Here is an 11,192-nt window from a genome sequence, read left to right as displayed (position 1 = left end):
AGTGGGGAAGTGGGGGAGCGGGGGAGCGTAAGAATTAATATTTTCCCTTTTCTCTTTTCCCTCTTGCCCTAGCCCCTAGCCCCTAACCCCTAACCCCTCTTCCCTAATCCCTAACCCCTAGCCCCTAGCCCCTAACCCAAAATGATTGCCATTTCAACCACAATCGGGCCCAAAATACTTTTGATAATTTACCAAATTGATAGTAAAACAGGATCGCAACTAAATCCTCGGCGGTTAATAAATTTAAATAGTCGATCGTGCGATCGATCGAACCGTCACTGTCTTGCAAATATTTTTTGATGCCGAGAGTTTCGGACACTTTCCAGGTATGATAAAATGTTTGATACATAGCTTGACGATAACCTCGAAAATCAGTGATTTTTTTATGTAAATATCGGTCAATATAATCGCCAGCAATTTCCGTTCCATGTAGGGCGTGCCGGATGCCTTCCCCACCCAAAAAATTCACAGTCGATACGGCATCGCCAATCGCAATAATATTGTCTTCGTAATAAATATCTTGCAATCCGCGACTGTATTTAAGTGTCGAACCGTGAACATCAACAAGACGATAATCTTGAGTTTGAAGATATTCTTTAATTATCAATTCGATATAATATTTGAGCGGCTGTGGTTTCTCGATATTGTCCGATGCCAGATTGAGAATACCAGCCCCAACTTTTAACTGATTTTTCGACATAGGAAAAATCCAAGAATATCCCTTCGGCATCCACTTATAACCCAAAAAGAAAGTCAGAGTTTCCGCATTAGCCGCATAGTCGCGATCGCTCACTTCAATTAAATATTCAATTCCCGTACCGCTAATTATATCTGGGCGATCGGCAGACTTGGGCTGGATTACCGCTCTAGCTGGGCCAGTGGCATCAACTAAAACTTTGGTACTAACTGTTATTTTTTCAGTTTGAGATTTAAATTGCAATTCCACCAAAACTGCGCCGTCAGTGCTACTATGTTTAACATAGCGACAGCCCATCCATACTTGAGCGCCAAAAGCGATCGCGTCTTCAGCTAAAAAGTCTCGCAACTTCGCAAAATCCAACACCGCACCCAAAGGGCGATCGCTTGACCAAAGGCCATGTTTATTAGTAGTAACGATCGCTAGATTTTGCCAAAAGCTGCCAATTACTGTTTCCGGCAGGCCAAATTTTGGTAACGTTTCTAGAGGAGTACCAGCACTAGAAAAAATATTTTTCGCGAAACTTTCGTGCCGTTCTACTAGCAAAACTCGCCACCCAGCTTTCGCCAACAAACGAGCGCAGTGACCGCCAGCAGGGCCACCCCCAACAACTACCACATCAAAACTGTTCATCCAAAGTCATCGAAAATCGCCGATGACCTTACTTTACCATTACTTGTCATCCGATTTTGGATTTTGGATTTTCGATTTTGGATTGGCTGGGCAATGAGCGAGGGGAGCTTAAAATTTGTCAATTTTTTTGATGATTACAATTGAAATGGGAGGCTTGAAACAGCTTCTTTTTTGGGGGCACCCAGTTCTTACGGCTTGATGGCGTAATATCGTGTTTGGTTGCATCGGGAGCCGAAAAAATTTGCGATCGCATCTGCGTTCATCTGTTTTCATCTGCGGTTAAAATTTAACCACAGATTTGCGACAAACAATTCTCAACATTATTCTGACAATACCGATGCTACCGGACACGATATAATCTGTTATTTTGTGTTTAGCAATTTGGTACATGGTGCGCTAGGCACGGCAATTTAATTAGTAAGCGTTCAGCCGTCAGGTATCAGCTATCAGCTTCGGTCGGGAATTGACTGTTTCTTCAAAGGGGCAATATAAAGAGCGATTAGCGCGATAAAAGTCGAATTAGCTGACGGCTGACTGCTGATAGCTGAACGCTTACTTTAATTATTGGTTGCAATAATCAATTTCTCGCTCATGCCTAACCCACCCTACAGTTAAATAAGATTTTATTATGCCTATCAATAATGGATAAGTGCTGGGATTGAGCGTCCTCCTTAAGAGAGATCCGGATCGAGAAAAACTGGGATTAAATAAAAAAGGCCGTGTATGTATACGGATAAATTTCCATGAAGCGCGACGCTACAGGTAAGTTTGTTAGCAATTGGGACTCAGAGACAAAACAAAGAGTTAATGTATCTCTGACTGGTACAGCGTGGCGACTGCTCGATCGGGAGGCTCAGAAACGAGGGATTTCTCGTTCTGAAGTAATAGAATACTTCGCTCGCAGTCTTGAAGATGAACTTAGCGAAATCAGACAAGCCCAGCAACAGCGCACCCAACTCATCGCCGCAAGAGAAACTGAGCGTCAGGTAACAAGAATTCTGGAAACCATTACAGATGCTTTTGTTGCTTTCGATCGCAATTGGCGCTACACCTACGTGAATAAAGCAGCAGGGCAAATTCTCCAGAAAACTCCCGGAGAACTGATAGGAAAGCACGTTTGGAACGAAGTTTTTCCCGAATTGGTAGGCGGGATAGCATACCGGGGATTGCATCGCGCAATGACACAACAAGTACCAGTTTCCTGGGAAGAATTTGGGGAACCCGTTCAATGTTGGTTAGAAGTAAACGCTTATCCATCAGAGGAGGGTATAGCAGTTTATTTCCGCGATGTCACAGAGCGCAAGCAAGCTGAGGCAGAACGGGAAAGATTGGTACAAGAATTGGAAATCGAGCGGACTCGGTTTGAAGCAGTTTTGCGGCAAATGCCAGCAGGCGTGTTAATTGCCGATGCTGCAACTGGCAAATTAGTTCTCGCCAACGAACAAGCCAGACAAATTGTGAGGTACGACTACGAAGAGTCGCTTGAGCTTGAGGAATATGTACCCGTTACTCCATTTGAAGCTTTTCGCCTTGATGGCAGTATCTATGAGCCCCAAGAGTATCCGCTACCGCGATCGCTTTTCAAAGGCGAAGTCGTATCTAACGAAGAAATTATCTTACATCAAAATGATGGCAAACACATCTTTATTAATGTAAATTCCGCACCGATTCGCGATCGCCACAATCAAATTGTAGCAGCTGTTGCCATCTTCCAAGATATCACCGATCGCAAGCAAGCTGAATTTATTCTGCAACAGCAAGCCGAGGCATTGTCAAACCAGCAGAAATGGCTGCAAACCGTCTTGGATTTGATGCCAACGCCAACGATATTTATCGAGCCGGGAACCGCAAAAGTCATCTTTGCGAATCGTATTGCTAATGAATTGGCAGGCGGAGAATTACCGAAAAACAAATCCCTCGATGAGTATGCCGATGCCTATTACTGCACCGATACTAATGGCGATCGCATTCCTACAGAGAGGATGCCTGCGGTGCTGATAGCGCGGGGAGAACAGCTGCAAAACTATGAAATGAACTGGTATACCCCTGGCGGTATTCGCTCAACTCTTTGCTGGGGAGAACTCTTACCTGCAATGTACGGGCATCCTGCCACTGGCATTGGAATGTTTCAGGATGTTACCAAACTCAAACAAGCAGAAGCGGCGATACAGGAAGCTAATAACAAAGTGACTAATATTCTAGAAAGCATTACCGATGCTTTTTTTGCGCTCGATCGCGAGTGGCGGTTTACTTATATCAACAAAAGGTTTGAGGAAATTTCACGCCGTTCGTCTGAATCTTTAATCGGACAATGTATTTGGGAAGTGTTTCCAGAAACAGTGGATTCCCTATTTTACGAACAGTATCATCGAGCCATTGCAGAGCAGATTTCAGTCGTTGTAGAAGCTAAGCAACCTGATGATTTGGATCGTTGGTATGAAGCCCATGCTTATCCTTCAGTGGATGGGTTATCGGTTTACTTTCGAGATATTAGCGATCGCAAACAACTTGAGCTAGAACGCGATCGGCTTTTAGAAAGAGAAAAAGCGGCTCGACGGCAAGCAGAAACCGAACGCAAGCGATTGAAAGATATCCTCATAGAAGTTCCTGCCATGTTTGCGGTTTTATCGGGGCCAGAACATCGATTTGAACTCGCTAACCCCACCTTTCTAAAAGTTTCCGGACGTTCCGAAGACATCATTGGCAAAACAGCACGAGAAGCGTTTCCGGAAATGGCAAGTCAGGAATATTTTGATATTCACGATCGCGTTTATCAAAATGGAGAAATTATTCGAGGAAATGAGTATTTATGCCGCTGGGATGCAGGAGATGGTAATTTAGTTGAAGGATTTTTCAACCTCGTTTTTCTGCCCCTTAGAAATATCGAAGGTCGCATTGATAGCGTCCTCATTCACGGCATAGAAGTATCCGCACAGGTAAGAGCGCGTCAGCAGGCGGAAGATCTACTAGAAAAGCTTCAGCAAAAAGAGAGACAGCAGCAATTTTTGCTCGAATTAAATGATGCGATTCGTTCTATTCAAGACTCCAAAGAAATTATGTGGCGGGTAGTCTGCTCCACTGGAGAACACTTCAATGTTACTCGCTGTACCTACGGTGAAATTGACCCAACGCAGGAATACGTGATTGTCGATCGCGACTATTGCAATGGTGTCATCAGCGTAGTTGGTACTCATCAGCTGAATTCCTTCGGTATCGAAATTATTAACCAACTAAAACAGGGCAAAACAATTGTTGTCGATGATGTCGATATCGATCCTCGCACAGCCGGATCGGGAGCGGCTGCTTTCGATGCAATTCAGACGAAATCTCTTCTGTGCGTTCCCTTAGTAAAAGAAGGAAGGTTTGTAGCGCTATTTGTATTGCACCATATCTCCCCCCGCAACTGGACAGAGGAAGAGGTGGTGCGGATGGAGCGAATCGCCGAAAAAACCTGGTTAGCCGTAGAGCGATCGCGAGCAGAAGAGGAATTGCGAAAAAGTAGAACTAGACTGCAACTGGCGTTGATAGTCGGACGCATGGGAACTTGGGACTGGGATATACAGACGAATACGGTAAACTGGTCAGACGGTCAGTTTACCATCATGGGACTTCAACCGAACGAGTGCGAACCAAGCTACGAAATCTGGGTTAAAAGCGTTCATCCAGATGATATAGCAGAAACAGAAACAGCACTTCAAAAAGCCATGTTGGAGAGAACGGATTTTCATCACGAATATCGAACGCTTTGGACGGATGGCTCCATTCACTGGACAGAAGCGAGGGGACAATTTACCTATAATATTCACGGAAAACCGACGCGCATGATTGGCATTTTGATTGACATTACAGAACGCAAGCAAGTCGAACAAGAACGCGAACAATTGTTAGAAAGAGAACGCATCGCTCGGACTCAAGCAGAAGCCGCACAAAACCAACTGAAAACTATTTTTGAAACCTCTCCGGTAGGAATGGCATGGTTAGATTCTGAACAACGATTTATTGCCATTAATGAAGCATTAGCCGAAATTAACGGATTAACCCGCGAACAACACTTAGGAAATTCAGTTGCAGAACTTTTCGGTCAATCCGATCCGCAAATAGTGGAACTATTTGATGAAATTTACCAGACCGGAAATCCCTTTATTTCACCTAGTTTGGCTATTAACGCTCCCAGAAGGAACGATCGCCAACCCGGTTTCTACAACGTTTATTATCTGCCAACAAAGAACTCATACCATCAGGTAAAAGACGTTTTAGCGTATGTTTTAGACGTAACGGAGCGAGTGCGGTTAGAGCGCAGTCAACGCTTTCTTTCCGAGGCGAGTGCAGTCCTTGCTTCTTCCCTCGATTATCAAACTACCCTGGAGCGAGTGGCAGAACTGGCAGTACCTGAGTTAGCTGATTGGTGTACGGTTCATATAGTGGAAGAAAATGGCGGGATCGAGCAAATTGCAGTAGCTCACACCAACCCTACTAAACTCGAATGGGCTGAACAAATCAGACATAAATATCCGATCGATCGGGACGCTCCTCGCGGTGCTGCATTGACATTGCGAACGGGACAATCGGATTTGATAGCGGATATTCCAGATGAGATGCTCGTACAAGCAGCCCGCGATCCAGAACATTTGGAAATATTGCGGCAGGTTGGGTTTAAATCGGTAATGGCAGTGCCACTACGAACCCAAGCGCGAATTTTAGGTGTAATTTCTTTTATTTCCGCTGAATCTGGAAGGCGGTACGATGCAACTGATTTGCAATTAGCAGAAGAATTGGCACATCGGGCATCTTTAGCGATCGATAACGCACAACTCTATCAGATAGCTCAAAGCGATCGAGCCAAAGCAGAAGCCGCTAACCGAGTTAAAGACGAATTTCTCGCCGTACTGTCCCACGAATTGCGATCGCCCCTCAATCCGATTATGGGCTGGACAAGAATACTGCGAACTAAGCGTATCGATCCTGCAAAAGCCGAGCAAGCTTTAGAAACGATCGAACGCAATGCCAAACTGCAAGCGCAATTAATTGAGGATTTATTAGATGTCTCGCGCATCCTCCAGGGAAAAATGACATTAAACGTCGCGCCAGTCAATCTAGCTACCACCATTGAAGCGGCACAGGAAACAGTAAGATTGGCAGCAGAAGCGAAAAACATTCACATTAAAATCGCACTCAATCCCATTTCCGGAACTGTTTCAGGCGATCCGAACCGCCTACAGCAAGTTGTTTGGAACCTGCTATCTAATGCGGTGAAATTCACTCCAGTGGGAGGACGAATCGATGTGCGATTGGAACAAGTTGGTGCCTATGCTCAAATTCAAGTCAAAGACACAGGAAAAGGCATCACTCCAGAATTTTTGCCTCATGTATTTGACTACTTCCGGCAAGAAGATGGTACGACGACGCGAAAATTTGGCGGATTGGGATTGGGACTGGCCCTCGTTCGTAATTTTACCGAATTGCACGGAGGAACCGTTCGCGCAGAAAGTCCGGGGCCAGATTTAGGGGCTACATTTACCGTCCAGTTACCGTTAAATTCCGTCGAGCAAGAGGTATTAGACGATCGCCAAGAGCCAGAAAGCGCGACAGATTTAGCAGGTATGACGATATTAGTTGTAGATGACGATGCCGATATGCGAGAGTTAGCAGTATTCATCCTGACGCAATATGGAGCAAAAGTTGTCACAGCAGCTTCGGCAATACAAGCATTAGCCTTGTTAAATTTTTACCCTGTTCCCGATTTGCTACTGTGCGATATTGGGATGCCAGAAATGGATGGTTATTCGCTAATCCGACACATCAGAAAATGGTCGCCCGAACTGGGAGGAAACATTCCTGCGATCGCATTGACTGCTTATGCGGGAGAAATCAACCAACAACAAGCCTTAGCCGCCGGATTTCAAATCCACATCTCTAAGCCTGTCGATCCCGAAGACTTAATAAGTGCAATTTTGCAGGTGAGCGATCGAAAGTTATAGCTAGGGGCTAGAGCGCCAGTCCAGTAAAAGAGGTTGACAAAACAAATAAGGTGTGTATATGTATAGAAACCTCGGCTCTGGCGTTGCATTTGGATAGAAAAATTGTTGCCGATCGCGATCGATTCTCGCCCAAATGCTAATGCCTCCGGCACGCTACGCGAACGCCCCTACACAATACATATTTCATTATTTTTGTCAATTTATTCTAGTGGACTCGCGCTCTAGGGACTGGGGGCTAGGGCGTCGGGGAATGGGGGAGCGGAAGAATTAATATTTTCCCTCTTCCCTCTTCCCTCTTCCCTCTCCCTCTCCCTCTTCCCCTAGCCCCTAATCCCTAGCCCCTAATCCCTAGCCCCCAGTCAATCAAAGCAATATCCCAAATCTCCGGCCAAATTTGCTCACCGGGCTTGCCTAACGAGTTGGGGTGCTTTGTTCCCAGAATCGGTCGCCACGCATCGTTGTAGAGCAAGATCAGTTCTTTGCCCCACCAGATCACCATTGGAAAGCGGGAGTTCAAGCAAATGCTTAAGGCAGTTCGTAGGCTTCCAGACCAAGATTCGATCGCACCTAGCTTTGTGAGCGACCAATCATAGGAACGAATTAATGCTCCCATTTCGCCTCCGCCTGCCAGGAGCTGCCGTCCAACTACCGCTTCCCGATCGCGACTCATATTTATTTACTCCGCTCGCTCAAAAATATTTGGTTGGCAGCAACTAATCACGATTTTGCAACCGATCTAGTAATATGTCAATTTACTTAAGCGGCTGAGCGTCGGGGAGTGTATATTTATGCCTGCGACCCTACCTCGATCTAATTTTTAGATTGGTTTGGTCGTGACAATCATTTTGTAATTTTCCAGAACCACACATACAGAAACGACTTCCTCCGGCTCTAGTAATAGCAGGATTGACAGCGGGAAGATTGGCAAAATAACCTGCTGGTGGAAAATCATCTACAAGCACTCGCGCTCTTTCTAATTTCGGTACGCATTCTTGTAAATCTGTAACCATTTTTATCTCTAAAGCTCTCTCTGCTAAAGGAAATTCAAATTGATACCGATTTTCTAAATCTTTAGCTTTAGCAATTACTTCTCTCTTTTGCAGGATATCGCCGTTATTTGCGATGACGATCGCGTTGCCTATTTTAGCTACGAACACAACATAAACTTGAGCGAACACACTTTTAATTGTGAGCAATTTATCCGCAAAAAAGGCATCATCTCGAAACAAGTTTACTACTAGCACACCTGGCTTTGACAATCGTTCTTGGCACAACTCGTAAAATTCTTGGGTTGCTAATCTGTAGGGACTATAACCGGTACCTAAAAAAACATCACTGAGAATGATATCGTATTTAATATTTGCATTTTGTTGGGCAAGATACTCCCTTCCATCTTGAATCGCTACGCTCAAACGTTCGTCCAATTTCAGGCCAAAAAAATTCGTGGCTACTTGGAGTATTCCCGGATCGATTTCAGCACACTCAATAACTGCTTCTGGAAAATAGTGGTGTAAAAATAGGGGAATTATCCCACCACCTAAACCAGCTATGTAGATTTTCTGTGGCGTACCATTCCATACTAAACTCAACATCATTGCTTGCGTGTACGGACTTTTTAAATTGAGGGGTCGATCGAAGTCGAGTTCGGATTGAATCAAATTCGCTGGGGAATTAAAACGATCGCTAAAACCAAGAGTTATTGTAGATTTGGTTTTCGTTAGTTTGATATATTGATTTCCCGACTGCTGCACAAAAAAACAGCCTGGACGAGCAGAACGTACTTTGTTGAGCCGCTGTTTAATGGCATTGAGATTGCTAATTTGCCAAATTTCTCGATCGTTCATTTTTAAGTGCAATAAGGCTAGGGCGTCGGGGTTAGGGGTTAGGGACTAGGGGCTAACCCCTATTTAATTTTTGGTATGCTTTTACAGCAGAACATAAATTAACCAACTTTACTGTCAGGATATGAAAGTTTTGAATTTGCAGAAAGTTGAGCGATCATCTGAGTTCGAGAGGAAACATTAAGCTTGCGGAACATCCGCTTTAAAGCTTGTTTAACTGAATTTTCAGTAATCCAAAGTTCAGCCCCGATCTCTGCATTTGTTCGTCCTTGGGCAACCAGTTCGGCAATTTGCAATTCGCGGGGAGTGAGGCGATTTGTCTTTAATAATTGCTGTGACGATCGCACTGTTGCTACCCAAGTCGAGAGATGCAGACAAAGCGCACTCAAATCCATTAAATTTTGCGTATCGAATGAAGGCATTTCTCGCACGCGGGTAAAGCCAATTGCACCGACCAATTGTCCTTGGCTCACAATTGGGCCCGCCATAACGTGCCAGTGGTCTGCACGCGGACAAATCAATCGCCATGATGAAGGGGAGACGACCAAAGCTTCGTGAACGGGGGTGTGTCGTTCCACCAAGTAGCGCAAAACGGGATTGTGTTCGGTGGATAAGGCCAATTCCATCAATTTTTGAAGATTGCGATCGCGTATTTTCTCAGGAAGCGCGTCGAAAAAAAATAATCCCGATCGTTTGGCGGCGAAATACTGGCCCACTTGAGTAGAAATGTGCGATCGCAATTCCTGTTCGTCTTTGGCTTGAGTGACAGTTTGAAATAAAGATTGCAAGTCAGCCATAACAAAGCAAAGTGTACTCGATCGAGGTCTAGGCGGAGTTAGGTAGCACATTCTACCTTAGTTTCAGTCGAGGTAAATCCTCTAACCATCCAGCTTAAAGGATATTTTTCGCATGAGGGGCTAGGGGTTAGGGGCTAGGGGTTAGGGAAGAGAGAAGAGGGAGAAATTTTGAATGAGTGACTTTTGACTTTTGACTCCCCCCCCATGCAATACATATTCTTTGCGCGGGAAAGGAGTAAGAACGTTCATGACGCCTTCGCGGTTGCGATAACTCAATGTTTTAATTTCATTTGTGGAGAAAGCTCATGTCTCAGTATGCTCATCCTGAAGTTTTAGTCGATACTCAGTGGTTAGAAAATCATCTCAAAGATCCGCATCTTCGTATTATCGAAGTGGATATGAGTCCAGAACCATACAAAGATGCACACATTCCTGGGGCTGTGTTCTGGAATATCTTTACAGATTTATTGCTGCCAAATTTGAGCGTGAATTTAGATGCGAAATCCTTTGAGAAACTGATGTCGCGATCGGGCATAACTAATGACACAATGGTAATCGCTTACGGTAGCTATCCCGGTACAGGTGCTTGGATTTTCTGGCTGTTGAAAGTGTTCGGACATGAAAATGTGCGAGTTCTCAATGGTGGATATCAGAAGTGGAAGTCAGAAAATCGCCCACTGGCAACAGAATTATGGACATTTCCACCAGTTGAATATTCTGCAAAAGCGCCAGATGCCAGTTTACGAGTGTTGCATGAGGAAGTCCGGGCATCGATCGAGCGATCGGATCGCATCTTGCTAGATGTTCGTACCCTTAAAGAATACAGCGGCGAATACTTCTTCGATCGACCGCCGACAGAAACCGAACGCGCTGGACATATTCCCGGTGCGGTGCATATCGAACATCTGCTGACTCTCAACGAGGATGGCACTTTCAAATCGTTCAACGAGTTGCAGAGTCTTTACAGCAGCAAGGGAATTACCTTTGACAAGGAAGTGTTTCCCTATTGTGCGATCGGTGGGCGTTCTGGCTACACTTGGTTTGTCTTAAAGTATCTACTGGGCTATCCGAACGTTCGGAATTACGATGGGTCGTGGAATGAGTGGAGTCGCCTTCCTCATGTAGCGATCCAGAAGTAATTATAGCGGCTTGCGAGTGGGAGAGTGGGGAGTGGGAGAGTGGGGGAGTGGGGGAGTGGACAAAAATTATGTTCTATCAGATTCGTAGGGTGGTGGACGGCACAGGC

At 45.0% G+C, this 11,192-nt stretch carries 6 protein-coding genes; 2 read left to right on the top strand and 4 right to left on the bottom strand.

Annotated features, from left to right (window positions below):
- Positions 1 to 124 precede the first annotated feature (124 nt).
- On the bottom strand, positions 125 to 1,330 hold the full coding sequence (locus H6G03_RS21660; RefSeq protein WP_190468234.1) for an NAD(P)/FAD-dependent oxidoreductase: 1,206 nt from the start codon (positions 1,328 to 1,330) through the stop codon (positions 125 to 127).
- A gap of 743 nt (positions 1,331 to 2,073) precedes the next feature.
- Here H6G03_RS21660 and H6G03_RS21655 point away from each other — a divergent pair.
- Complete coding sequence (locus tag H6G03_RS21655) at positions 2,074 to 7,308, top strand: PAS domain-containing protein (RefSeq protein ID WP_190468231.1); 5,235 nt, start codon at positions 2,074 to 2,076, stop codon at positions 7,306 to 7,308.
- A 334-nt stretch (positions 7,309 to 7,642) separates the two neighbouring features.
- On the opposite strand, the gene H6G03_RS21650 is transcribed toward H6G03_RS21655, so the two are convergent.
- The 3 genes from H6G03_RS21650 to H6G03_RS21640 all read right to left on the bottom strand — a co-directional run bounded on the left by H6G03_RS21650 (position 7,643) and on the right by H6G03_RS21640 (position 9,946).
- Positions 7,643 to 7,978, bottom strand: a complete 336-nt coding sequence (locus H6G03_RS21650; protein WP_199315408.1) for a hypothetical protein — start codon at positions 7,976 to 7,978, stop codon at positions 7,643 to 7,645.
- 130 nt (positions 7,979 to 8,108) lie between these two features.
- Complete coding sequence (locus H6G03_RS21645) at positions 8,109 to 9,152, bottom strand: fused MFS/spermidine synthase (RefSeq protein ID WP_190468229.1); 1,044 nt, start codon at positions 9,150 to 9,152, stop codon at positions 8,109 to 8,111.
- 98 nt (positions 9,153 to 9,250) lie between these two features.
- A complete protein-coding gene (locus H6G03_RS21640; protein ID WP_190468226.1) occupies positions 9,251 to 9,946 on the bottom strand; it encodes a LuxR C-terminal-related transcriptional regulator in 696 nt (231 codons plus the stop codon).
- A 305-nt stretch (positions 9,947 to 10,251) separates the two neighbouring features.
- Between H6G03_RS21640 and H6G03_RS21635 the strand changes: the two genes are divergently transcribed.
- The gene (locus tag H6G03_RS21635) at positions 10,252 to 11,085 is read left to right on the top strand and encodes a sulfurtransferase (protein ID WP_190468223.1); all 834 of its coding nucleotides are present in this window, start codon (positions 10,252 to 10,254) and stop codon (positions 11,083 to 11,085) included.
- The last annotated feature ends 107 nt before the right edge of the window (positions 11,086 to 11,192 follow it).

Origin of the sequence: Aerosakkonema funiforme FACHB-1375 (assembly GCF_014696265.1) — a bacterium.
Lineage (GTDB): Bacteria > Cyanobacteriota > Cyanobacteriia > Cyanobacteriales > Aerosakkonemataceae > Aerosakkonema > Aerosakkonema funiforme_A.
The sequence above is the reverse complement of the archived record's forward strand: the minus strand, read 5'-3'. Positions and strand labels throughout refer to the sequence as shown.

Bases quoted from the DNA above. Each gene is read 5' to 3' on its own strand.
- H6G03_RS21660 (WP_190468234.1), bottom strand. From the start codon at position 1,330: ATGAACAGTTTTGATGTGGTAGTTGTTGGGGGTGGCCCTGCTGGCGGT.
- H6G03_RS21655 (WP_190468231.1), top strand. From the start codon at position 2,074: ATGAAGCGCGACGCTACAGGTAAGTTTGTTAGCAATTGGGACTCAGAG.
- H6G03_RS21650 (WP_199315408.1), bottom strand. From the start codon at position 7,978: ATGAGTCGCGATCGGGAAGCGGTAGTTGGACGGCAGCTCCTGGCAGGC.
- H6G03_RS21645 (WP_190468229.1), bottom strand. From the start codon at position 9,152: ATGAACGATCGAGAAATTTGGCAAATTAGCAATCTCAATGCCATTAAA.
- H6G03_RS21640 (WP_190468226.1), bottom strand. From the start codon at position 9,946: ATGGCTGACTTGCAATCTTTATTTCAAACTGTCACTCAAGCCAAAGAC.
- H6G03_RS21635 (WP_190468223.1), top strand. From the start codon at position 10,252: ATGTCTCAGTATGCTCATCCTGAAGTTTTAGTCGATACTCAGTGGTTA.